Origin of the sequence: Streptomyces sp. NBC_01268 (assembly GCF_036240795.1) — a bacterium.
Taxonomy (GTDB): Bacteria; Actinomycetota; Actinomycetes; order Streptomycetales; family Streptomycetaceae; genus Streptomyces.
This window is the reverse complement of the sequence record NZ_CP108454.1, coordinates 4,084,609-4,107,519: the sequence shown is the minus strand read 5'-3', so window position 1 is coordinate 4,107,519 and position 22,911 is coordinate 4,084,609. Positions and strand designations below refer to the sequence as shown.

Genomic DNA, 22,911 nt, shown 5'->3' with positions numbered 1-22,911 from the left:
GTGGACAACCCTTTAACCCTCACGGGGGGTTTCGCCGGAGGTGTGCGGTCCCAGGGCGTGGCAGCCGCGCGGCCGCGGCTGATGATCCCCTGCAGCAGTGAGCGACGTTTCACGTGAAACACGATGCACGCGCCGCAGGGCCGGGACCGCTCGACACTCCGAAATCTGTACGTATCGCAGCTTGTACGGATCAGTGGGCAGGGATCAGCGGCCGCCACGGCGGGGCCGACTGGTCCTGGCCGCCTTGGCCCGCTTGGCGGCGAACCTCACACCGCCCGGGCTCTCGCCGACCTCGACCCGGACGACCGTGGACAGCGGATCGACGATCCCCTCGCCCACCTGCACGACGGAGGTGCCCACCACGCCCAGCTTGGACAGGGCGGCGCGGGCGCCGTTGATCTCCTCCTCCGCCGTGTCTCCCTTGAGCGCGAGCATCTCGCCGTAGGGACGCAACAGCGGAACGCCCCAGCCGGCCAGCCGGTCGAGCGGGGCGACGGCCCGGGCGGTGACGACGTGCACGGGCGGCAGCTTGCCGAGCATCTCCTCGGCGCGGCCACGGACCACCGTCACGTGGTCGAGGCCGAGCAGCTCGACGACCTCCTGGAGGAAGTTCGTCCGGCGCAGCAGCGGCTCGAGGAGCGTGATCTTCAGGTCCCGGCGCACGAGCGCCAGCGGGATGCCGGGCAGGCCGGCGCCCGAGCCGACGTCGCACACCGTGACGCCCTCGGGGACGACCTCGGAGAGCACGGCGCAGTTCAGGATGTGGCGCTCCCACAACCGGGGAACCTCACGGGGGCCGATCAGGCCGCGCTTGACCCCCGCGTCCGCGAGAAGCTCCGCGTAGCGCACCGCCTCCGGAAAGTACTCACCGAAGACCGTCCGCGCCTGCTCCGGCGCCTGGGGAAGCTCCGCTGCCTCCGTCACGGGGAACCGTCCTTCCGTACCGCACGCATGACGTGCGAGGGCACTGTGTGGCTGACTATCAGGCTGACAAAATTCGGCCCCGCCTGCGAACAGACGGGGCCGACACTACGAGAGGGATCAGGCAGGGAGCACGACGACGAAGCGCTGCGGCTCCTCGCCCTCGGACTCGCTGCGCAGACCGGCGGCGGCGACCGCGTCGTGCACGACCTTGCGCTCGAACGGGGTCATCGGGTCCAGCTTGACCGGCTGGCCGCTGGACTTGACCTCGTCGGCGGCCTTGGCGCCGATCTGCGCCAGCTCGGAGCGCTTCTGGGCGCGGAAGCCGGCGATGTCGAGCATCAGACGGCTGCGGTCACCGGTCTCCCGGTGCACGGCCAGCCGGGTGAGCTCCTGAAGGGCCTCCAGCACCTCGCCGTCGCGGCCGACCAGCTTCTGCAGGTCACGGCTGTTCGCGTCGGAGACGATCGAGACCGACGCCCGGTCCGCCTCGACGTCCATGTCGATGTCACCGTCGAGGTCGGCGATGTCGAGCAGGCCTTCGAGGTAGTCGGCCGCGATCTCACCCTCCTGCTCCAGGCGGGTCAGGGTGTCGCCACCCTCGGCGGCGGAGGTGATGCCTTCCGTCACGGATGGACTCCTTCTTGCTTCGGCTTCGTGGAGGCTTACTTCTTGGAGGAGGGGTGCTTGGGCCGCTGCTGGCCCTTGCGCTGGCGGGAGCCACCGGAGTTGGCCCGCTGCCGCGTCGGCTTGTCACCCGCGTCCTGGGTCCCGGTGCCCTTCGCCTCGGGCTGCGGCTTCTTCTCCAGCGAGGGAGCCGCCTTCTCGTCGGCGACGTCAGCCGCGGCTTCCTCGGTCTCCGGAGCCGATTCCTCGGCCTCCTTCGCCGGGGTGTGCTGGCCTCCGGACTGGCGCTGGGCCTTGGTCTGGCGCTTGGGCTGCTGGCGCCGGGTGGCGGCACCGCCCTCCGCCTCGGCGGCCGTGGTGTCGCTCTTGATCACGGTGCCGTCGGCCTGGGCGGCGAAGCCGGCCTTGGCCAGGCCCGCGAAGAAGCGGCGCTCGTTGTCGTTGCGGTCGCTGCCCTTGGCGACGATCGCCTTGACGATGTTCTTGCGGCGACGGCCGCGAACCTCGCCGTGGTGGGTGACGCCCTTGAGCAGGCGCTGCAGGTAGGCGTCCTGGGCCTTGCTGCCCGGCGTCGGGTTCTGGTTGATCACGTACATCTGCTGGCCCATGGTCCACACGTTGGTGGTCAGCCAGTAGACGAGGACACCGACGGGGAAGTTGATGCCCATGACCGCGAAGATCAGCGGGAAGATGTACATGAGCATCTTCTGCTGCTGCATGTACGGGGTCTTCACCGAGAGGTCGACGTTCTTCATCATCAGCTGGCGCTGGGTGAAGAACTGCGAGGCCGACATCATGATGATCATGACCGCGGTGACGATGCGGACATCGGTCAGCGAGGCGTTGAGGGAGGCGACCTTCTCGGCACTGTCCGTGAACTTGGCGGCCAGCGGGGCGCCGAAGATGTGGGCCTGCCGGGCGCTCTCGAGCAGCGGCTGGTCGATGACGCCGATCGTCTTGCCCGAGGCGATCGCGGAGAGCACGTGGTACAGCGCGAAGAAGAACGGCGACTGGGCCAGGATGGGAAGGCACGAGGAGAGCGGGTTGGTACCCGTCTCCTTGTACAGCTTCATCATCTCTTCGGACTGACGCTGCTTGTCGCTCTTGTAGCGCTCCTGGATCGCCTTCATCTTCGGCTGGAGCGCCTGCATGTTCCGCGTCGACTTGATCTGCTTCACGAAGAGCGGGATCAGGCAGATACGGATCAGCACCACGAGGGACACGATGGACAGACCCCAGGCCCAGCCCGTGTCAGGGCCGAAGATCGCCCCGTACATCTTGTGGAACTGGACGATCACCCATGAGACAGGTGTGGTGATGAAGCTGAACAGACTGGCAATCGTGTCCACTAATCAGGCTCCTTGAGCATTGGGCGAGGTCTCTCCGGCCGGGCTCGTCTCGGCGGAGAACCCGCCCTTGTCTCCACGCAGGGCGGCGCGCAGCATCTCGTGCCAGCGCGGCCGCTTGCGCGGGGGAACATGGTCCACGCCGCCGGGCGACCACGGATTGCACCGCAGGATGCGCCAAGCGGTCAGGGCTGTGCCCTTGATCGCGCCATGCCGGTCGATGGCCGTGAATCCGTAGTGGGAACACGACGGGTAGTACCGGCAGACGGGGCCCAGGAGCGGGCTGATCGTCCACTGGTACAGCTTGATGAGGGCCAGCAGCGGGTACTTCATCGCGTGCCCCCTCCCAGCAGCCGCTGAAGGGCGGCGTCCAGGTCTCGGGCCAGCTGTGCATGATCGGCGTCGCCGGCTCCGGGCAACGCCCGTACCACCACCAGGCTACCGGGGGGCAGCTCGGTGAGTCGTTCGCGCACGAGATGGCGCAAACGACGCTTCACCTGATTGCGGACGACCGCTCCACCAACGGCTTTGCTCACGACGAAACCCGCACGCGTCGGGGGAGCGCTCTCCCCAGGCGCGTGCGGGTCCGTTGCACCGCTGTGTAGATGGACGACGAGGCACGGGCGTCCAGCCCGACGCCCTCGGCGTACCGCGGTCGCGAAGTCCTCGCGCCGCCTCAGCCGATTCTCGGTAGGCAGCACGTCATGACCTGTTTAGACAGATCAGGCGGACAGTTCCGCGCGACCCTTGGCACGGCGGTTCGCCAGGATGGCGCGGCCGGCACGGGTGCGCATGCGCAGGCGGAAGCCGTGGGTCTTCGCGCGACGACGGTTGTTCGGCTGGAAGGTGCGCTTGCTCACTCGGGGGCTCCAGAAATGATTCGTTGGTGGCGGGACATCGCCTGGCTGTCACCGTGCGCCCACGAGAAGCTCGTAATACGCCCGAGTGCACCGCTTCGCGACCACGTAAAGTGATCTTCGCCCATCGGAGGCAGGCGGCAGCAGCCATCGACAACTCGACCTGGTTACGGTACGCGCGGCTACGCCATCCGGTCAAACCGGCCGGTCACCGGGGTCCATTGTGCACAGGCTGTGGACAACAACTTGAACCACGTCAGCCGCCGCGACTACCGTGGCTGGACTCCGCAATCTTTTCCGATCTGTCCTTACCTGTCCTTCAGGACTTCGACCTACCGTCCCGAGAACCACACATTCGTGGGACCTGCGAGGAAGCGTGCCCCGTGGCTGACGTACCTGCCGATCTTGCCGCAGTGTGGCCGCGCGTGCTGGAACAGCTTCTCGGCGAAGGCCAGCAGGGCATCGAGTCCAAGGACAAGCAGTGGATCGAGCGGTGCCAGCCGCTCGCCCTGGTGGCCGACACCGCACTGCTCGCGGTCCCCAACGAGTACGGCAAGCAGGTTCTGGAAGGCCGGCTCGCCCCGCTCATCAGCGAGGCCCTCAGCCACGCCTGCGGCCGCCCGATCCGGATCGCGATCACCGTCGACGACTCGGTCGGCGAGCCGACCCCGCCCGCGCCGCCCGTCCGGCACGCGCCGCAGCCCCAGCCGCCGCAGCGCTACGACGAGCGCCCGCCGGCGGAGCCGTACGGGAAGTACGACAAGTACGAGAAGTACGACGAGTACGGGCGCCCGCTGCCGGACGACGGTCTGCCGACCGCCCGGCCCGCCTACCCCGAGTACCAGCAGCAGCGCCCCGAGCCCGGGTCCTGGCCGCGCGCCCAGGAGGACCTGTCCTGGCAGCAGCAGCGGCTCGGCGGCTTCCAGGAGCGCGACCCCTACGCGACGGCCCGCCCCCAGCAGCCCCAGCCGCGCTACGACGAGCGGCCCCCGGCGTACGAGCAGCCGCAGCGGCCCGACCGCGGCGAGATGCAAGAACCCCAGCGGCCCGGCGGCGGCCCCCGTCCGGGCGGTCCCGTCCCCGGTCCGATGGGCACCGGTCCGACCGGCGGCCCCGGCATGGGCGGCTCCTCCCAGGGCGGCGGTCCCGGCGCGCCCGGCGAGCAGCACGCCCGGCTGAACCCCAAGTACCTCTTCGACACCTTCGTCATCGGTTCCTCGAACCGCTTCGCGCACGCGGCCGCGGTCGCGGTGGCCGAGGCGCCGGCGAAGGCGTACAACCCCCTCTTCATCTATGGCGAGTCGGGGCTCGGCAAGACCCACCTGTTGCACGCGATCGGTCACTACGCCCGCAGCCTCTACCCGGGCACGCGGGTGCGGTACGTGAGCTCGGAGGAGTTCACCAACGAGTTCATCAACTCGATCCGCGACGGCAAGGGCGACGCGTTCCGCAAGCGCTACCGCGATGTGGACATCCTGCTGGTCGACGACATCCAGTTCCTCGCGAGCAAGGAGTCGACGCAGGAGGAGTTCTTCCACACCTTCAACACGCTCCACAACGCCAACAAGCAGATCGTGCTCTCCTCGGACCGGCCGCCCAAGCAGCTGGTGACCCTGGAGGACCGGCTCCGCAACCGCTTCGAGTGGGGTCTGACCACCGATGTGCAGCCGCCGGAGCTGGAGACGCGGATCGCGATCCTGCGCAAGAAGGCGGTCCAGGAGCAGCTGAACGCCCCGCCGGAGGTGCTGGAGTTCATCGCCTCCCGGATCTCGCGGAACATCCGCGAGCTGGAGGGCGCGCTGATCCGGGTGACGGCCTTCGCGAGTCTCAACCGGCAGCCGGTGGACCTCGGGCTGACCGAGATCGTCCTCAAGGACCTGATCCCCGGCGGCGAGGACTCGGCGCCGGAGATCACCGCGGGCGCGATCATGGCGGCGACGGCGGACTACTTCGGTCTGACGGTGGAGGACCTGTGCGGTTCCTCGCGCAGCCGGGTACTCGTCACGGCCCGGCAGATCGCCATGTACCTGTGCCGGGAGCTCACGGACCTGTCGCTGCCGAAGATCGGCGCGCAGTTCGGCGGCCGTGACCACACCACGGTCATGCACGCCGACCGCAAGATCCGCGCGCTGATGGCCGAGCGGCGCTCCATCTACAACCAGGTCACCGAGCTGACCAACCGCATCAAGAACGGCTGAGACGCCGCCGCGGACCCTCCGAAGGGCGCCCAGGGACGACCTCCCCGGGCGCCCTTCGGCGTTCCCGGGAGCGTTCCCGGGAACGTTGCCGGGAACGCGCAAGGCGGGCAGGGGAGAGCCGGGGCGGTTCCAGGGGGCGGCCCTGGAGGCGTTTCCGGAGCCTCCAGGAGCGGTCCGGTAGTTCTCCAGGAGCGGTCCTGAGACGCACCCACAGGGACTCCAAGAGCCGTCCAAGAGCCCTCCGCGAGCCCTCCGAGAGACCTCCGAGGGTCCTCCGCGACGGTGATCGGGCCCTGTGCACACCTGTGTACGAGAGCTCGCTGTTCGATTACTCCGTTCCGGTGGCGAGTTCTCCACAGATTGAGGGATGATCTTCCGTCCACAGGGTGGGGACTGCGAAGTTATCCGGATTACATCCACAGGGTGACGGGCTGACAGGCCATCACCCCTGGTCAGAGGCCTGTGGAATTGTTGGCAAACGATCTCCACAGCCTGTGGATGAAAAATCTGTCCACAGGGGCGCGCCTCGGTTGTCCACCGGCCGCCCACAGGGTCCGGGCGGTTGCCCACAGCTTCTCCACACCGCTGTCCACTGTTCGGCAACGAAACACCCCCGCTCACCGCACCGAGTGAAAGCGGTCACACCAAGGGAGACGTTTGGGCTGTGGGGAACCTGGGGAAAGCTGGGGACAGCACTGGGGAGAACTCCCCCTGCCCTGTGAATCGGGTGTGCAGAACTTTCGCGTGTCCACAGAACAGCCCAGTTGTCCACGGGCTTCACCCACAGGGTCGGTGGACAAAAAACTGGGGCTGACCTGCGCGAACAGCGTTATCCACGGTTTCCACAGCCCCTACTACTACTCCCACAGAGAGTTAGCTAGGAATCCGCTTCGAAGCGGGGCCTGTGCACAACTCGAGCCCGGAGCCTCGACGCGCTCTTGTCGCGACTTGACCCCGAGCCGCACCGAGTGTCGGTGGCGTACGTCAGACTGGTTCCCGCAGTCGACGAAGAGCCAGCAACAAGCAGGAGGCGGTTCCGGTGAAGATCCGGGTGGAGCGCGATGTACTTGCGGAGGCGGTGGCGTGGGTGGCCCGCAGCCTTCCGGCCCGTCCGCCGGCGCCCGTGCTCGCGGGCCTTCTGCTGAAGGCCGAGGACGGCGCGCTGAGCTTCTCCAGCTTCGACTACGAGGTCTCGGCCCGCGTCTCCGTCGAGGCCGAGGTCGAGGAGGACGGCACCGTCCTGGTCTCCGGCCGGCTGCTCGCCGACATCTGCCGCGCCCTCCCCAACCGTCCGGTGGAGATCTCCACAGACGGGGTACGGGCGACCGTGGTCTGCGGCTCCTCCCGCTTCACCCTCCACACCCTTCCTGTGGAGGAGTACCCGGCGCTGCCGGAGATGCCCACCGCCACCGGCACCGTCCCCGGTGAGGTCTTCGCCTCCGCCGCCGCCCAGGTGGCCATCGCCGCCGGCCGCGACGACACGCTGCCCGTGCTCACCGGTGTGCGCATCGAGATCGAGGGCGACACCGTCACCCTGGCCTCCACCGACCGCTACCGCTTCGCCGTCCGCGAGTTCCTGTGGAAGCCGGAGTCCCCGGACGCCTCCGCGGTCGCCCTGGTGCCCGCGAAGACCCTCCTGGACACCGCGAAGGCCCTGACCAGTGGCGACACGGTCACCCTGGCGCTCTCCGGCTCCGGCAAGGGCGAGGGCCTCATCGGCTTCGAGGGCGCGGGCCGCCGCACCACCACCCGGCTGCTCGAGGGCGACCTGCCGAAGTACCGGACGCTCTTCCCCACCGAGTTCAACTCGGTCGCCGTGATCGAGACCGCGCCGTTCGTCGAGGCCGTGAAGCGTGTGGCCCTGGTGGCCGAGCGCAACACCCCGGTCCGGCTCAGCTTCGAGCAGGGCGTGCTCATCCTGGAGGCCGGCTCCAGCGACGACGCACAGGCTGTGGAGCGTGTGGACGCGCAGCTGGACGGCGACGACATCTCGATCGCCTTCAACCCGACGTTCCTGCTGGACGGCCTGAGCGCGATCGACTCCCCGGTCGCCCAGCTCTCCTTCACGACCTCCACGAAGCCCGCGCTGCTGAGCGGCAAGCCGGCGCTCGACGCGGAGGCGGACGAGGCCTACAAGTACCTGATCATGCCGGTACGCCTGAGCGGCTGACCCCACAGGTGTGCACCCGCGTCCGGGCGTAGGCTCGGACGCGGGTACGAACCGCACACGACGCTTAAGGAATCATCTGATGGAGCTCGGTCTCGTCGGTCTCGGCAAGATGGGCGGCAACATGCGCGAGCGCATCCGCCGCGCAGGTCACACCGTCATCGGATACGACCGCAACCCGGACCTCGCCGATGTCCACAGCCTCGAAGAGCTTGTGGGCAAGCTCAAGGGTCCGCGCGTCGTGTGGGTGATGGTCCCGGCAGGTGCCGCGACCCAGTCCACCGTCGACGAGCTCGCCGACCTGCTCTCCCCGGGTGACATCGTCGTGGACGGCGGCAACTCCCGCTGGACCGACGACGAGAAGCACGCCGAGGAGCTGGCGGCCAAGGGCATCGGCTTCGTCGACTGCGGCGTCTCCGGCGGCGTCTGGGGCCTGGAGAACGGCTACGCGCTCATGTACGGCGGCGACGCCGAGAACGTGGCCCGTGTCCAGCCGATCTTCGACGCGCTCAAGCCCGAGGGCGAGTTCGGCTCGGTCCACGCCGGCAAGGTCGGCGCCGGCCACTTCGCGAAGATGGTCCACAACGGCATCGAGTACGCGATGATGCAGGCCTACGCCGAGGGCTGGGAGCTCCTGGAGAAGGTCGACTCCGTCACCGACGTGCGCGAGGTCTTCCGCTCCTGGCAGGAGGGCACGGTCATCCGTTCCTGGCTGCTGGACCTCGCGGTCAACGCCCTCGACGAGGACGAGCACCTGGACAAGCTGCGCGGCTACGCGTCGGACTCCGGCGAGGGCCGGTGGACCGTCGAGGCCGCGATCGACAACGCCGTGCCGCTGCCGGCGATCACCGCGTCGCTCTTCGCGCGGTTCGCCTCGCGTCAGGACGACTCCCCGCAGATGAAGATGATCGCCGCGCTGCGCAACCAGTTCGGTGGCCACGCGGTCGAGACGAAGAAGTAATCCACAGGCTGTGCACCCCGCGGTGCACAGCCGCCGGGGAAGAAGGTCGGCGCCCACCATGCACGTCACGCATCTGTCGCTGGCCGACTTCCGCTCGTACGCCCGGGTCGAGGTGCCTCTCGACCCGGGCGTCACCGCGTTCGTGGGGGCCAACGGGCAGGGCAAGACCAACCTCGTCGAGGCGGTCGGCTATCTCGCCACCCTCGGCAGTCACCGGGTCGCCTCCGACGCCCCGCTCGTGCGGATGGGCGCCGAGCGGGCGGTCATCCGCGCCGCCGTCACCCAGGGCGAGCGCTCCCAGCTGGTCGAGCTCGAACTCAACCCGGGCCGCGCGAACCGTGCCCGCATCAACAGGTCCTCGCAGGTCAGGCCCCGTGACGTACTGGGGATCGTCCGGACGGTGCTGTTCGCGCCGGAGGACCTGGCGCTGATCAAGGGCGACCCCGGCGAGCGCCGGCGCTTCCTCGACGACCTGATCACGGCGCGCGCGCCGCGCATGGCGGGCGTGCGCTCGGACTACGAGCGGGTGCTCAAGCAGCGCAACACGCTCCTGAAGTCCGCCGCGATGGCCCGTCGGCACGGCGGGCGCTCCATGGACCTGTCCACGCTCGACGTCTGGGACCAGCACCTGGCCCGCGCGGGCGCCGAGCTGCTCGCCCAGCGGCTCGACCTCATCGGGGTGCTGCGGCCGCTCGCCGACAAGGCGTACGAGCAGCTGGCACCCGGCGGCGGCCCCGTACAGCTGGAGTACCGGCCCTCGGCGCCGGGTTCCGGGCACACCCGCGAGGAGCTGTACGAGCAGCTGATCGCCGCGCTCGCCGAGGTGCGCAAGCAGGAGATCGAGCGGGGCGTCACGCTGGTCGGACCGCATCGCGACGAGCTCCTGCTCAAGCTGGGCGACCTGCCGGCCAAGGGGTACGCGAGCCACGGCGAGTCCTGGTCGTACGCCCTGGCGCTGCGGCTCGCCTCGTACGACCTGCTGCGCGCGGAGGGCAACGAGCCGGTCCTCGTCCTCGACGACGTCTTCGCCGAGCTGGACGCGCGCCGGCGGGAACGCCTCGCGGAGCTGGTGGCCCCCGGCGAACAGGTCCTGGTGACGGCCGCCGTCGACGACGACGTGCCGGGCGTGCTCGCGGGAACGCGGTACGAGGTCTCCGGCGGGACGGTGGAACGGGTGGGAGCGGCATGAGCGGCGAATCTTCTCCCCAGCCTGTGGACAAGCCGGCGGTGCCCGAGCCGTCGGGCGTCGATCTGGCGCGGGTCGCGCTGCGCGCAGCCAAGGAGCAGGCGAAGGCGCGGGGCGCGGCGGCCCAGCAGAAGAAGCAGGCGCGGCGCGGCGGCGGGCTGCGTTCCGGCGCCCGCGCGGACGGGCGCGACCCGATGGCGCTCGGCGCCGCGATCAACCGGCTGATCACCGAGCGGGGCTGGGAGACGCCGGCGGCGGTCGGCGGGGTCATGGGCCGCTGGCCGCAGATCGTGGGCGAGGACCTGGCCAAGCACTGCGTACCGCTGAAGTACGACGAGGACCCCGAGGTGCGGGTGCTCACCGTGCAGTGCGACTCCACGGCGTGGGCGACGCAGCTGCGGCTCCTGGCGCCGCGGCTCGTGGCGCGGCTCAACGAGGACCTGGGGCACGGGACCGTGCGGATGATCAAGGTGCTGGGGCCCGGGGCGCCGCGCAGGGGGTACGGGCCGCTGCGGGCGCCCGGGTCCACGGGGCCCGGCGACACGTACGGGTAGTACGGGCAGGGCGGGCCGCCGCAGGGGGCGCGGGTCCCGGCGGAAGGCGCCGTGCGCGAGGCGCGGTCCCGGCGGAAGGCCCCGTGCGCGAGGCGGTTGTGCCCGTTCTCTTCCCATTTCCCCCGGTTTGCCCCCGGCCGCCGCCCGCGCGCGAAGGGTTGTGCCGTCCTCCCGCCGGACGTCGTCCGGGGGGCTCCCATCGCCCTGGCGGAACGTGTGCCCACAACGGGCGCGCCGCGGATGTCCGCTGCGCGGCCCCCGATGCCCACAACGCGCTACGACCCGAAGCGCTAGGTGGCCGTCAGAGGCCTCTGGGGCCCCTCCCCGGATATGGGGAGTCGTCTCGCGCCCGTCGAGGGCGGCACATGAGCATTCAGGTACCGGCAAACCCCCATGAGTGTCAGCGGTACCGGTAGACTGGGAGACAATCCCGCCACCCTGCGGAACATGTCGAACGACGCAGCCGCTCCCGTATGCCCGGAGAACGGCCTGTGCTGTGCCAGAAAGGGCGCTTCGTGGCCGATTCCGGCAACCCCAACGAGAACAACCCGTACACCGCCAGCAACATCCAGGTACTCGAGGGCCTGGATGCGGTGCGCAAGCGCCCCGGCATGTACATCGGCTCGACCGGAGAGCGCGGCCTGCACCACATGGTGCAGGAGGTCGTCGACAACTCGGTCGACGAAGCCCTGGCCGGTCACGCGGACACCATCGACGTGACGATCCTCCCCGACGGCGGTGTCCGCGTCGTCGACAACGGCCGTGGCATCCCGGTCGGCATCGTCGAGTCCGAGGGCAAGCCGGCCCTGGAGGTCGTGCTGACCGTGCTCCACGCGGGCGGCAAGTTCGGCGGTGGCGGCTACGCGGTCTCCGGCGGTCTGCACGGTGTCGGCGTCTCCGTCGTGAACGCCCTGTCCACCAAGGTCGCCGTCGAGGTCAAGACCGACGGCCACCGCTGGACGCAGGACTACAAGATGGGCGCCCCGACCGCGCCCCTCGCCAAGCACGAGGCGACCGACGAGCACGGCACCTCGGTGACGTTCTGGTCCGACCCGGACATCTTCGAGACGACCGAGTACTCCTTCGAGACGCTCTCGCGCCGCTTCCAGGAGATGGCCTTCCTCAACAAGGGCCTGACGATCACGCTCACCGACGAGCGCGACTCCGCCAAGGCCACGGTCGGCGCCGACGACCCGGACGCCGAGGCGACCACCGAGGCCGTCGCCCGCACGGTGAAGTACCACTACGAGGGCGGCATCGTCGACTTCGTGAAGTACCTCAACTCGCGCAAGGGCGAGCTGATCCACCCCACCGTCATCGACGTCGAGGCCGAGGACAAGGAGCGCACGCTCTCGGTCGAGATCGCGATGCAGTGGAACTCCTCGTACTCCGAGGGCGTGTACTCCTTCGCGAACACGATCCACACCCACGAGGGCGGTACGCACGAGGAAGGCTTCCGCGCGGCGCTGACGACGCTCGTCAACAAGTACGCGCGCGACAAGAAGCTGCTCCGCGAGAAGGACGACAACCTCACCGGTGACGACATCCGCGAGGGTCTGACCGCGATCATCTCGGTCAAGCTGGGCGAGCCGCAGTTCGAGGGCCAGACCAAGACCAAGCTGGGCAACACCGAGGCGAAGACCTTCGTCCAGAAGGTGGTCCACGAGCACCTCACGGACTGGTTCGACCGCAACCCGAACGAGGCCGCGGACATCATCCGCAAGGGCATCCAGGCCGCCACCGCGCGCGTGGCCGCGCGCAAGGCGCGCGACCTGACCCGCCGCAAGGGTCTGCTGGAGTCCGCCTCGCTGCCGGGCAAGCTGTCCGACTGCCAGTCGAACGACCCCACCAAGTGCGAGATCTTCATCGTCGAGGGTGACTCCGCCGGCGGCTCGGCCAAGTCCGGCCGCAACCCGATGTACCAGGCCATCCTGCCGATCCGCGGCAAGATCCTGAACGTCGAGAAGGCCCGCGTCGACAAGATCCTGCAGAACACCGAGGTCCAGGCGCTGATCTCCGCCTTCGGCACCGGTGTGCACGAGGACTTCGACATCGAGAAGCTCCGCTATCACAAGATCATCCTGATGGCGGACGCCGACGTCGACGGCCAGCACATCAACACCCTGCTGCTGACCTTCCTCTTCCGCTTCATGCGGCCGCTGGTCGAGGCCGGGCACGTCTACCTCTCCCGCCCGCCGCTGTACAAGATCAAGTGGGGCCGGGACGACTTCGAGTACGCGTACTCGGACCGCGAGCGCGACGCGCTGGTCGAGCTGGGCAAGCAGAACGGCAAGCGGATCCGGGAAGACTCGATCCAGCGCTTCAAGGGTCTCGGCGAGATGAACGCCGAGGAGCTGCGCGTCACCACCATGGACGTCGAGCACCGCGTGCTCGGCCAGGTCACCCTGGACGACGCGGCCCAGGCCGACGACCTGTTCTCGGTGCTGATGGGCGAGGACGTCGAGGCGCGGCGCTCGTTCATCCAGCGCAACGCCAAGGACGTTCGCTTCCTCGACATCTGAGTCGGTCTCAGCTGACCGTACGAAAGGACTGACGACCAGCAATGGCCGACGAAAACACCCCGACCGGGACCACCGAAGACGAACCCGTGCTGCGGATCGAGCCCGTCGGGCTCGAGACCGAGATGCAGCGCTCGTACCTCGACTACGCGATGTCCGTCATCGTGTCCCGTGCCCTTCCCGACGTGCGGGACGGCCTCAAGCCCGTGCACCGGCGCGTGCTGTACGCGATGTACGACGGCGGCTACCGGCCCGAGAAGGGCTTCTACAAGTGCGCCCGCGTCGTCGGCGACGTCATGGGTACGTACCACCCGCACGGCGACTCCTCGATCTACGACGCGCTCGTCCGCCTCGCCCAGCCCTGGTCGATGCGGATGCCGCTGGTCGACTCGAACGGCAACTTCGGCTCCCCGGGCAACGACCCGGCGGCCGCGATGCGCTACACCGAGTGCAAGCTGATGCCGCTGGCCATGGAGATGCTCCGGGACATCGACGAGGAGACCGTCGACTTCCAGGACAACTACGACGGCCGCAACCAGGAGCCGACGGTCCTGCCGGCCCGCTTCCCGAACCTGCTGGTCAACGGCAGCGCCGGCATCGCGGTCGGCATGGCCACCAACATCCCGCCGCACAACCTGCGCGAGGTCGCGGCCGGTGCCCAGTGGGCGCTGGAGCACCCCGACGCCAGCCACGAGGAGCTCCTCGACGCGCTGATCGAGCGGATCAAGGGCCCCGACTTCCCCACCGGCGCGCTCGTCGTCGGCCGCAAGGGCATCGAGGAGGCGTACCGCACCGGACGCGGCTCCATCACGATGCGCGCGGTCGTCGAGGTCGAGGAGATCCAGAACCGCCAGTGCCTGGTGGTCACGGAGCTTCCGTACCAGACCAACCCGGACAACCTCGCGCAGAAGATCGCCGACCTGGTGAAGGACGGCAAGATCGGCGGCATCGCCGACGTCCGCGACGAGACCTCGTCCCGGACCGGCCAGCGCCTGGTGATCGTGCTCAAGCGCGACGCCGTCGCCAAGGTCGTGCTGAACAACCTCTACAAGCACACCGATCTGCAGACCAACTTCGGCGCGAACATGCTGGCGCTGGTGGACGGGGTGCCGCGCACCCTGTCGATCGACGCGTTCATCCGCCACTGGGTGCAGCACCAGATCGAGGTCATCGTCCGCCGGACGAAGTTCCGGCTGCGCAAGGCCGAGGAGCGCGCCCACATCCTGCGCGGCCTCCTCAAGGCGCTCGACGCGATCGACGAGGTCATCGCGCTCATCCGCCGCAGCGACACCGTCGAGGTCGCGCGGACGGGCCTGATGGGCCTGCTCCAGATCGACGAGATCCAGGCCAACGCCATCCTCGAGATGCAGCTGCGCCGGCTCGCCGCCCTGGAGCGCCAGAAGATCGTCGCCGAGCACGACGAGCTCCAGGCGAAGATCAACGAGTACAACGCGATCCTGGCCTCCCCGGAGCGCCAGCGCTCGATCGTCAGCGAGGAGCTGGCCGCGCTCGTCGAGCGCTTCGGCGACGACCGCCGCTCCAAGCTGGTGCCCTTCGACGGTGACATGTCCATCGAGGACCTCATCGCCGAGGAGGACATCGTCGTCACGATCACGCGTGGCGGCTACGTGAAGCGCACCAAGACCGAGGACTACCGCTCGCAGAAGCGCGGCGGCAAGGGCGTGCGGGGCACGAAGCTGAAGCAGGACGACATCGTCGACCACTTCTTCGTCTCCACCACCCACCACTGGCTGCTCTTCTTCACCAACAAGGGCCGGGTCTACCGGGCCAAGGCGTACGAGCTGCCGGACGCCGGCCGGGACGCCCGCGGCCAGCACGTGGCGAACCTGCTGGCCTTCCAGCCGGACGAGCAGATCGCGCAGATCCTGGCGATCCGCGACTACGAGGCCGCGCCGTACCTGGTGCTCGCCACCAAGGCCGGTCTGGTGAAGAAGACGGTGCTGAAGGACTACGACTCGCCGCGCTCCGGCGGCGTCATCGCCATCAACCTGCGCGAGCGGGAGGACGGCAGCGACGACGAGCTGATCGGCGCCGAGCTGGTCTCGTCGGAGGACGACCTGCTGCTGGTCTCGCGCAAGGCGCAGTCGATCCGCTTCACCGCCACCGACGACGCGCTGCGCCCGATGGGACGCGCGACTTCGGGTGTCAAGGGGATGAGTTTCCGCGAGGACGACCAGCTTCTCTCGATGAATGTCGTCCGGCCGGGTACTTTCGTCTTCACCGCGACCGACGGTGGCTACGCCAAGCGCACCCCGGTCGAGGAGTACCGCGTCCAGGGTCGCGGCGGCCTCGGCATCAAGGCCGCCAAGATCGTGGAGGACCGCGGCTCGCTCGTGGGCGCGCTGGTGGTCGAGGAGACCGACGAGATCCTCGCCATCACCCTGTCCGGCGGTGTGATTCGTACGCGAGTCAATGAAGTCAGGGAGACCGGCCGTGACACCATGGGCGTCCAGCTGATCAACCTGGGCAAGCGCGATGCCGTCGTCGGCATCGCGCGCAACGCCGAGGCCGGCGGCGAGGACGAGGACGTCGACGCCGAGGCGGTCGAGGGCGCCGATGCGGTCGAGGCGGTCGAGGGCACGGAGCCCGCGACCGGGGAGCACGAGGAGTAGAGCGTGAGTGGAGCCACGGGCGCCGGTTCGGCCGACGGCCGGTCCGCAGGATCGAGCGGTGCCCGTGGCTCCGCCACGGACTCCCAGGGTGGGGGCACCCCCGCCGAAGGTAGGGGGATTACGGTGACGGACACTCGGGGGCAGCGTCCCTCGTACGAGACGTACAACGGGCCGCTGCCCGGCGAGCGCGCGGGGGGCCAGGCGCAGCAGGGCGCGCCGTACCACCCGCCGCAGGCCTACGCGGCCCAGGGCGGCACGTCAGGCGGCCAGAACACGGCCGCCGTGCGCAAGCCGCGCACGGGCGCGCGGACCACGCCGCGCACGCGCAAGGCGCGGCTGCGGGTGGCGAAGGCCGATCCGTGGTCGGTGATGAAGGTGAGCTTCCTGCTCTCCATCGCGCTGGGCATCTGCACGGTCGTGGCCGCAGCGGTGCTGTGGATGGTCATGGACGCCATGGGCGTCTTCTCGACCGTGGGCGGCACGATCAGCGAGGCCACCGGCTCCAACGAGTCCAACGGCTTCGACCTGCAGTCGTTCCTGTCGCTGCCGCGGGTGCTGATGTTCACCTCGGTGATCGCCGTGATCGACGTCGTCCTGATGACGGCGCTGGCCACGCTCGGGGCGTTCATCTACAACCTGTCGGCCGGCTTCGTGGGCGGTGTGGAGCTCACCCTCGCCGAGGACGAGTAGCTCCCGAGGGGGCCGGTCCGGAACCGATTTTGGTGCTGGCCCCCACGTGCGCTAATCTTCAGGAGTCAGCGCGCGGGACACACACCGCAAAGCGCGGCGGGGCTATAGCTCAGTTGGTTAGAGCGCATCCCTGATAAGGATGAGGCCACAGGTTCAAATCCTGTTAGCCCCACACAGAAGATCGGCCCGGACGGTTCACCCGTCCGGGCCGATTGCTTTCTCGGACGCGTTGGCGTCCTAGGTCACTGATCGGTATCGGTCGGTGTGTAGAGTGGGCGTCAGAAGTCTCCTACGTCAACGAAAGACGAGGTCGCACGGTGAAGAAGCTGCTCCTGGTCGCACTGGCCGCCATCGGCGGGCTCCTCGTGTACCGCCAGATCCAGGCGGATCGCGCCGAGCAGGACCTGTGGACGGAGGCGACCGACTCCGTGCCCGCAGGTTCGGGTGTGTGAGACGCAACAGTCTGTGTGTGCGAGGCCCCGGCCGCTCTGAGCGGCCGGGGCCTCGTGCTGTTCGCGACAGTGAATGAATTGCTTGCTGTCGCGAAGTTCTTGGGTCGTGGCCGGGCGGACGGGCAGGATGGGCCGGCACGGACACGACGAGGGGGAGCGCGTGAACAGGCGACGGGGTACGGGCCGTACGGCCGGAGTGCTGGCCGCGGCGGCCTGCCTGGCCGTCTCGCTGCCCGGCGGTGCGCGGGCGGCCGGTGACGTCGGCGGGTACGCCTTCGACGACGGCGCCCGGCAGGTGAAGGGCGCCGTATCCACGCTGGACGCCGCGCAGTTGGAGCCGGAGAAGAGCTACCGGGACACCATCGGGAAGAACGGCAAGCTCTACTACCGCGTCGACCTCGACTCCGAGCGGGACGCGTACGTTTCGGTCGTGGCCGTCCCCAAAGGGGCCGGGAAGGTCGCGTACGGCGACGGCATCAAGGTGAGCATGCAGGACGGCTCCCACACCCAGTGCGGCTACCAGGACACCTCCTTCGGTCCCGCCGAGTTCGCCCGCCCCCTCACCGCCTACGCCCACCGCACGCTCACCCCCGGCTCCTCCTCCTGCCGGCACGCGGGCGCGTACTACGTCCTCGTCGAACGGGACTCGGCCGTCGCCTCCGACCCCGGAGCCTGGGAGCTGGAGATCCGCTTCCTGACCGAGCCGGGCGTGCGCCGGAGCGGTCCGACGGCGCTTCCGGAGAACTGGGCCTCGGGCACGCCGCAGCCGCCCTCCGGAGGGCCGCAGCGGCGCCAGGGCGGCGCGGGCTTCCAGGGCGCGACCTCGCTGCGGCAGGGCGAGTGGCGCACGGACATCAGGCCGGGCCAGACGCTCTTCTACCGGGTCCCCGTCGACTGGGGCCAGCAGCTCTTCGCCGACGCCGAGCTGGGCAGCAGCCCGGACGGGGACGCCTTCGTCGGCAACGCGTTCGTGCTCTCCCTGGAGAACCCCGCCCGCGGCCACGTCGACCGCGACTCCCTGAGCTACGGCGGCGACCCGGCCACCCTGGAGCTCGATCCGCGGCGGCCGGTGGCGTACGAGAACCGTTTCTCCTCGAACGACGGCACGAACGGCATGCGCTTCGCCGGCTGGTACACCCTGTCGGCCACGCTCAGCCCGGAGGTCGCCGAGGCGTACGGGGACCAGCCGCTGCCGCTGACCCTGCGGGTGAACGTGACCGGGCAGCCCAAGGCCGCTCCCGCGTACGCCGGGCCCGCCGGGCCGTTCACGGTCACCGACGCCGACCGGGACGCGGCCGCCAGCGGCCAGAGCGCGCCCGAGGCGGCCCGCAGCGACGTACTGCGCGTGGTCGGCGTGGCCGGGATCGGCGCCGGAACGGTCCTGCTGCTCGGCCTGGGCACCTGGTGGCTGCTGGCCCGCCGGGCGGCGGGCGCCGGGCCTATGCCTGGATGAGCGCCCAGATCCCCACGGCGAAACAGACCAGCGCGGTGAACAGCACCGGGACGGCGACCTTCACGGGCGGCCCGGGGCGGCGCGCGGGGAGGACCTCGGCCCGGGTGGGAGCCGTGGACGCCTCAGGCCGCCTTCGGGGGACCGCGGCCGTCGGTATCTGGGCGAAGGCGGCGGGCGAGGTCCCGGACGGCGCCACGGGGGCTGAGAGCGCCGGGGGCGCCTGGGGCGTCTGTACGGGGGTGTGCGCCGGAGCGTGAGCCGGGGAGGGCGGTACGGCGACCGGCTGGGTCGGTGTGCGAGGCGGCGGGGGCAGGTGGAAGCTGCCCGTCTCGGACATGCCCGGCAGGTGCGCGGACGGCTGCTGCACCGGTGGTTGCTGCACGGACGGCTGCTGCACGGGTGGCTGCAGTGCGTGCGGCTGCTGGACGTGCGGTGCGTGCGGTGCGTGCGGTGCCTGCGGGGGCTCCGTCGGCCCCGTCGGCTCCGTCGGCTCGGGGCCGTTCGGGCCGAAGCCGGTGGGAAGCGGCCCTATCTGGTCGAAGACCTCGACGGGCTCGTCGGCCGCCGTCGGCTCGGGCAGCAGCTCCACGGCCGCGTTCAGCGCCTTGCGCGCGCCCGTGGCGGTCCGGAAGCGGGACTGCGGGTCGGGCTGGAGCAGCCCGGCCAGGACCTGCCACAGGGGCTCCGGGATGCCCTGCGGCGCGCCGGGGGTGCCATGGGTCAGGAAGTACTCCACGAGGGCCTGGGAGTCCGGCTTGCGGCCCTGGAGCAGATAGAGCGCGACCAGGCCGACGGCGAAGAGGTCGGCGGCGAAGTCCGGTTCGGCGCCCCTCAGTTGCTCGGGGGCGAAGTAACCCGGCGTCCCCACGACGTAATCGGTCTCGGTCAGCCGCGGTTCGCCCTTGCGCATGGAGATGCCGAAGTCGGACAGCCGCAGGTGCGGCCGTCCGGTTCCGGTGACGTCCAGCAGGATGTTGGCGGGCTTGATGTCACGGTGCACGACCCCCTCCGCGTGCACCGCGGCGAGCCCGGACAGCAGCTGGTCGAGCAGGACGCACACGAAGCGGGGCGGCAGGGCGCCGTAGTCCCCGATGACGTGGGCCAGCGAGCCGCCCGCCACGAGGTCCATCGTGAAGAGGACCTTGTCGTCGTCCGCGGCCCAGCTGGCCGGGGCGAGGACGTGCGGGTGGTCGATCCTGAGCGCCTGCTCGCGGACGAAGCGCAGAAGGGTGTGGGCGTCGCTCTGCTGGAGCACCTTGGCCGCCACGTAGCGGCGGCGCCGGTGGTCCCAGGCGCGCCAGACGGCACCCACCCCGCCACGCCCGACCGGGTCGATCAGCTCGTACCGACCGGCGAAGACCTCACCCATCGCGCCGCGCCCGCCCCCCTGCCGTCCGGCGTCAGTTCTGGTGCGCCTCGTAGTGCGCCACCGCGTCGGCGGTGCGCCCGGCGCCGTACACCCGGAGGAACTCTGCCAGTTCGGGGTGGGCCGGGGCGAGGGCGTCCGCCGCGTCGATGATGTCGCCGGCCGCGGAGACCGAGCGCAGCAGGGACTGGATCTCGCGGACCACGCGGCGCACCGTCGGCGCCCCCACGCCGGTGGTGGCCTGGCCGCTGGCGGTCAGGACGGAACCGCCCTGGGACTTCTTGATCTCGTCCATCCGGTCGGTGGCCTCGGCGGCGCTGACGCTGCCGTCGGCGACCTGGCCGGCGAGCTCCTGCAGGGCCTGGACACGCTGGACGACGGCCGGGTTGCCGATCTTGGCCCGCTGGCCGCTCATCAGTTGGGAGAGCATGGGTGCCGAAAGCCCGAGCACGGCCGCGAGCCTGGCCTGGTTCAGCCCGAGATCGTCGATCAGGCGACGGAAGAGCGCCCCCAGCGGCTCCCCGTACCAACTGCGCTGAAGCTCCCTGGCTCTGGCCGTGGCTTCCTGCTGCGCTGTATCCATTACTTCTCCCCATCCCTGCGGTTCGCCACTGCGAACCTCGATCAGCATCTTACGGAGCGTGGTCGCCGACGGGGAGTCCCAATCCTTTTGCGGGATACGGGGGGTGACCCGGTACTCTGTTGTCACTCCGGGGCCTTAGCTCAGTTGGTAGAGCGCTGTCTTTGCATGGCAGATGTCAGGGGTTCGACTCCCCTAGGCTCCACTCCCAGAGTTCTGCTGGAAACCCCTTCCGACCTGCGTGTACGCGGGCCGGGAGGGGTTTTCTCGTAGGGGCGCGGAGGGTGGGGAAGTGGCCCGTTGTCGCGAGGGGTGAATGGACCAGGGAGCATGGGCCACCGCGGCCTAGCGTCGTGTCCATGCCGAACACCCGCGGGACCACCCCGCGCCCCCACCGGGCGCTGCTCTTCGCCCAGCTCAGCAACTCCGTCGGCGACGGCGCGTTCTATGTGACCTCGGCCCTCTACTTCGCGCTGGTCGTCGGGCTCTCCGCCCCGCAGATCGGCGCCGGACTCGCCGTCGCCTGGGGCATCGGCTCACTCGCGGGGGTGCCACTCGGACACCTGGCCGACCGGCGTGGACCGCGCGGCACCTCGGTCCTGCTCGCCCTGGCGACCTCGGGAGCCGTCGCCTCCTTCCTGCTCATCCGCGCCTTCGTGCCGTTCCTGATCGCCGCCACGGTGTACGCCGCCGCCCAGAGCGGGCTCGCCGCCGCCCGCCAGGCGCTCCTCGCGGGGCTCGTCGAGCCGGCCGCCCGGGTCGGGATGCTCGCCAGGATCCAGGCCACGCTCAACGCCGGGCTCGCCGTCGGCGCCGCGCTCGGCGGCCTCGCCCTGCACGCCGGCACACGCGGCGCCTACCTCGCCGTCTTCGCCCTCGACGCCCTGGGCTTCCTGGTCTGCGCCCTGGTGCTGCGCACCCTCCCGCCGCTGCCCGGCACGGGCACCGCGGCCGACGGCGCGGCCCGGTTCGATGTGCTGCGGGACCGCCCGTACGCCCTGCTCACGCTCCTCAACGCGCTGCTGCTGCTCCGGCTGCCGCTGCTCAGCCTCGCCCTGCCGCTGTGGATCGTGGAGCGCACGGCGGCGCCCGGCTGGACGGTGTCCGCGCTCTTCGTCCTCAACACCGGCGCGGTGATGCTCTTCCAGGTGCGGGCGGCGCGCTCGGTCACCGGGCTGCCCGAGGCCACCCGGGCGGTGGGGCGCTCCAGCCTGGTGATGCTCGCCTCGTGCGCGGTGTTCGCGGTGACGGCGGCCGGGTTCGGGCCGTGGCCGACGGTCGCGGTGCTCGTGCTGGGCGCGATCCTCCAGGTGATCGCGGAGATGCGCCACTCCGTCGGCTCCTGGCAGATCGGCCTCGGACTCGCGCCGGCCGACCGGATCGGCCAGTACCAGGGCTTCTACGGCACCGGCGTGCCGTTCGCCAGGACGCTCGGGCCGCTGCTCGTCACCACGCTGCTGATCGGCGGGGGCGCGGCCGGCTGGCTGGTCCTGGGCGGGATCTTCCTGGTGGCGGGCCTGGCGACGGGGCCGGCGGTGCGCTGGGCGGAGCGCTCCCGCGCGGGCGCACCGGTCCCGGGCGCGGGGGAGCCGGCCGAAGCCCACTGAGCCGGACGGGTGGTGTTCATCGGAAGAACTGCGCGGACGTGGCGTCGCTCCGGGGAATCCCGGCCCGCGTACACATCATGAGGAAGGTACGAAAAGCGCGCAATTCCAAATGAACCATTCGAGATCGCCCCGATTCTCCTCGGGCCTCCGGGGCATCGGACACCGTCCACAACGTCACGAAAGTGAGGGGTCATGGCAACCGCCAAGGTCAAGCAGTTCTGGACCGCCTTCATCTCCGTCCTCTTCGCCCTGCTCGCCTCCCTCGGCCTGGCGAGCCCCGCCACCGCCGCCCGGCAGCCCGCCCTCCAGCAGGGTGAGGAGCCGGCCGTCGCCGGTGGTACCGGGACCGCTGCCGCGCGTCCCGCCGTCTCCGTACCGGCACAGCGGAGCCATCAGTGGCGTACGGCGCGGAGCCGCGCGCTGCCGCCGACCATCAAGCAGCGGATCGGCGCCGAGGCGCACGGATCCTCCCCCGCCGTCCGGCACCTGCGCGCGGACGCCCCGGCCGGCACCGACCCGGCCGGCTCGGACGACCTGACCGCCCCGGCCCTGCAGACGAAGACCGCGCAGGGCGAGCAGGGCACGATCCCCGCGCAGGGTGTGCGCGGCGCGCTGGGCGCGAGCACCGCGCGCGCCGCCCGGACCGCTCGGGCCCCGCAGACCGCGACGGCCGGTCAGACCGCGACGGCCCCGCAGACCGCGACGGCCGGTCAGACCGCGACGGCCGCTCAGGCCGCGACGGCCGCGTAGGGCGCGGCGGGATGTCCCGCGCACGCCCTCGCGTCCGTTCGTGT

Annotated in this window: 20 protein-coding genes and 2 tRNA genes; 14 read left to right on the top strand and 8 right to left on the bottom strand. The window is 70.3% G+C overall.

Annotated features, from left to right (window positions below):
* Positions 1–204: 204 nt before the first annotated feature.
* The 6 genes from rsmG to rpmH all read right to left on the bottom strand — a co-directional run bounded on the left by rsmG (position 205) and on the right by rpmH (position 3,754).
* The gene (gene rsmG, locus OG309_RS18225; protein WP_329422195.1) at positions 205–924 is read right to left on the bottom strand and encodes a 16S rRNA (guanine(527)-N(7))-methyltransferase RsmG; all 720 of its coding nucleotides are present in this window, start codon (positions 922–924) and stop codon (positions 205–207) included.
* A gap of 117 nt (positions 925–1,041) precedes the next feature.
* Positions 1,042–1,551 carry a Jag family protein gene (locus OG309_RS18220; protein WP_329422193.1) on the bottom strand — a complete coding sequence of 170 codons (510 nt, stop codon included), beginning with the start codon at positions 1,549–1,551 and terminating at the stop codon, positions 1,042–1,044.
* 35 nt (positions 1,552–1,586) lie between these two features.
* Complete coding sequence (gene yidC, locus OG309_RS18215) at positions 1,587–2,897, bottom strand: membrane protein insertase YidC (protein ID WP_329422191.1); 1,311 nt, start codon at positions 2,895–2,897, stop codon at positions 1,587–1,589.
* Between the two features lie 3 nt (positions 2,898–2,900).
* Complete coding sequence (yidD, locus tag OG309_RS18210) at positions 2,901–3,227, bottom strand: membrane protein insertion efficiency factor YidD (RefSeq protein ID WP_329422189.1); 327 nt, start codon at positions 3,225–3,227, stop codon at positions 2,901–2,903.
* Entirely contained in the window at positions 3,224–3,595 is a 372-nt protein-coding gene (gene rnpA, locus OG309_RS18205; RefSeq protein ID WP_329422186.1) for a ribonuclease P protein component, read from the bottom strand. Before rnpA ends, yidD begins: the two co-directional genes overlap by 4 nt.
* A 21-nt stretch (positions 3,596–3,616) precedes the next feature.
* Positions 3,617–3,754, bottom strand: coding sequence for a 50S ribosomal protein L34 (gene rpmH / locus OG309_RS18200; RefSeq protein ID WP_046908686.1), 138 nt, complete (start codon positions 3,752–3,754; stop codon positions 3,617–3,619).
* A 380-nt stretch (positions 3,755–4,134) separates the two neighbouring features.
* On the opposite strand from rpmH, the gene dnaA reads away from it, so the two are divergent.
* The 11 genes from dnaA to OG309_RS18145 all read left to right on the top strand — a co-directional run bounded on the left by dnaA (position 4,135) and on the right by OG309_RS18145 (position 18,564).
* On the top strand, positions 4,135–5,949 hold the full coding sequence (dnaA, locus tag OG309_RS18195; protein ID WP_329422183.1) for a chromosomal replication initiator protein DnaA: 1,815 nt from the start codon (positions 4,135–4,137) through the stop codon (positions 5,947–5,949).
* A 1,039-nt stretch (positions 5,950–6,988) separates the two neighbouring features.
* Positions 6,989–8,119 (top strand): DNA polymerase III subunit beta, encoded by a 1,131-nt coding sequence (dnaN, locus tag OG309_RS18190; protein ID WP_041130169.1) that lies wholly within the window; start codon positions 6,989–6,991, stop codon positions 8,117–8,119.
* A gap of 79 nt (positions 8,120–8,198) precedes the next feature.
* Positions 8,199–9,077 carry a phosphogluconate dehydrogenase (NAD(+)-dependent, decarboxylating) gene (gene gnd, locus OG309_RS18185; protein ID WP_329422179.1) on the top strand — a complete coding sequence of 293 codons (879 nt, stop codon included), beginning with the start codon at positions 8,199–8,201 and terminating at the stop codon, positions 9,075–9,077.
* 58 nt (positions 9,078–9,135) lie between these two features.
* Complete coding sequence (gene recF, locus OG309_RS18180) at positions 9,136–10,266, top strand: DNA replication/repair protein RecF (protein ID WP_329422177.1); 1,131 nt, start codon at positions 9,136–9,138, stop codon at positions 10,264–10,266.
* Entirely contained in the window at positions 10,263–10,817 is a 555-nt protein-coding gene (locus OG309_RS18175) for a DUF721 domain-containing protein (protein WP_329422175.1), read from the top strand. Before recF ends, OG309_RS18175 begins: the two co-directional genes overlap by 4 nt.
* 491 nt (positions 10,818–11,308) lie before the next feature.
* Positions 11,309–13,339, top strand: coding sequence for a DNA topoisomerase (ATP-hydrolyzing) subunit B (gene gyrB / locus OG309_RS18170; RefSeq protein WP_329422172.1), 2,031 nt, complete (start codon positions 11,309–11,311; stop codon positions 13,337–13,339).
* Between the two features lie 41 nt (positions 13,340–13,380).
* Complete coding sequence (gyrA, locus tag OG309_RS18165; RefSeq protein ID WP_329422169.1) at positions 13,381–15,969, top strand: DNA gyrase subunit A; 2,589 nt, start codon at positions 13,381–13,383, stop codon at positions 15,967–15,969.
* A 123-nt stretch (positions 15,970–16,092) separates the two neighbouring features.
* Positions 16,093–16,659 carry a DUF3566 domain-containing protein gene (locus OG309_RS18160; RefSeq protein WP_329422168.1) on the top strand — a complete coding sequence of 189 codons (567 nt, stop codon included), beginning with the start codon at positions 16,093–16,095 and terminating at the stop codon, positions 16,657–16,659.
* Between the two features lie 98 nt (positions 16,660–16,757).
* Positions 16,758–16,831: transfer RNA gene (locus tag OG309_RS18155), tRNA-Ile, on the top strand.
* A 145-nt stretch (positions 16,832–16,976) separates the two neighbouring features.
* Positions 16,977–17,111, top strand: coding sequence for a DLW-39 family protein (locus tag OG309_RS18150; RefSeq protein WP_003958712.1), 135 nt, complete (start codon positions 16,977–16,979; stop codon positions 17,109–17,111).
* A gap of 160 nt (positions 17,112–17,271) precedes the next feature.
* Positions 17,272–18,564, top strand: a complete 1,293-nt coding sequence (locus OG309_RS18145; RefSeq protein ID WP_329422166.1) for a hypothetical protein — start codon at positions 17,272–17,274, stop codon at positions 18,562–18,564.
* Here the strand turns inward: OG309_RS18145 and OG309_RS18140 are convergent.
* Both OG309_RS18140 and OG309_RS18135 read right to left on the bottom strand, forming a co-directional pair.
* A complete protein-coding gene (locus tag OG309_RS18140; protein ID WP_329422163.1) occupies positions 18,551–19,933 on the bottom strand; it encodes a serine/threonine-protein kinase in 1,383 nt (460 codons plus the stop codon). The genes OG309_RS18145 and OG309_RS18140 overlap by 14 nt on opposite strands.
* Positions 19,934–19,964: 31 nt before the next feature.
* Complete coding sequence (locus OG309_RS18135) at positions 19,965–20,513, bottom strand: helix-turn-helix domain-containing protein (RefSeq protein ID WP_329422161.1); 549 nt, start codon at positions 20,511–20,513, stop codon at positions 19,965–19,967.
* 129 nt (positions 20,514–20,642) lie between these two features.
* On the opposite strand from OG309_RS18135, the gene OG309_RS18130 reads away from it, so the two are divergent.
* The 3 genes from OG309_RS18130 to OG309_RS18120 all read left to right on the top strand — a co-directional run bounded on the left by OG309_RS18130 (position 20,643) and on the right by OG309_RS18120 (position 22,867).
* A tRNA-Ala gene (locus tag OG309_RS18130) sits at positions 20,643–20,715 on the top strand.
* A 154-nt stretch (positions 20,716–20,869) separates the two neighbouring features.
* The gene (locus OG309_RS18125; RefSeq protein ID WP_329422160.1) at positions 20,870–22,117 is read left to right on the top strand and encodes an MFS transporter; all 1,248 of its coding nucleotides are present in this window, start codon (positions 20,870–20,872) and stop codon (positions 22,115–22,117) included.
* 192 nt (positions 22,118–22,309) lie between these two features.
* Positions 22,310–22,867, top strand: a complete 558-nt coding sequence (locus OG309_RS18120) for a DUF6344 domain-containing protein (RefSeq protein ID WP_329422157.1) — start codon at positions 22,310–22,312, stop codon at positions 22,865–22,867.
* Positions 22,868–22,911: the final 44 nt, after the last annotated feature.

Coding starts and splice junctions, on each gene's coding strand:
- yidD (WP_329422189.1), bottom strand. CDS start 3,227: ATGAAGTACCCGCTGCTGGCCCTCATCAAGCTGTACCAGTGGACGATC.
- gnd (WP_329422179.1), top strand. CDS start 8,199: ATGGAGCTCGGTCTCGTCGGTCTCGGCAAGATGGGCGGCAACATGCGC.
- recF (WP_329422177.1), top strand. CDS start 9,136: ATGCACGTCACGCATCTGTCGCTGGCCGACTTCCGCTCGTACGCCCGG.
- OG309_RS18175 (WP_329422175.1), top strand. CDS start 10,263: ATGAGCGGCGAATCTTCTCCCCAGCCTGTGGACAAGCCGGCGGTGCCC.
- gyrA (WP_329422169.1), top strand. CDS start 13,381: ATGGCCGACGAAAACACCCCGACCGGGACCACCGAAGACGAACCCGTG.
- OG309_RS18140 (WP_329422163.1), bottom strand. CDS start 19,933: ATGGGTGAGGTCTTCGCCGGTCGGTACGAGCTGATCGACCCGGTCGGG.
- OG309_RS18135 (WP_329422161.1), bottom strand. CDS start 20,513: ATGGATACAGCGCAGCAGGAAGCCACGGCCAGAGCCAGGGAGCTTCAG.
- OG309_RS18125 (WP_329422160.1), top strand. CDS start 20,870: ATGCCGAACACCCGCGGGACCACCCCGCGCCCCCACCGGGCGCTGCTC.
- OG309_RS18120 (WP_329422157.1), top strand. CDS start 22,310: ATGGCAACCGCCAAGGTCAAGCAGTTCTGGACCGCCTTCATCTCCGTC.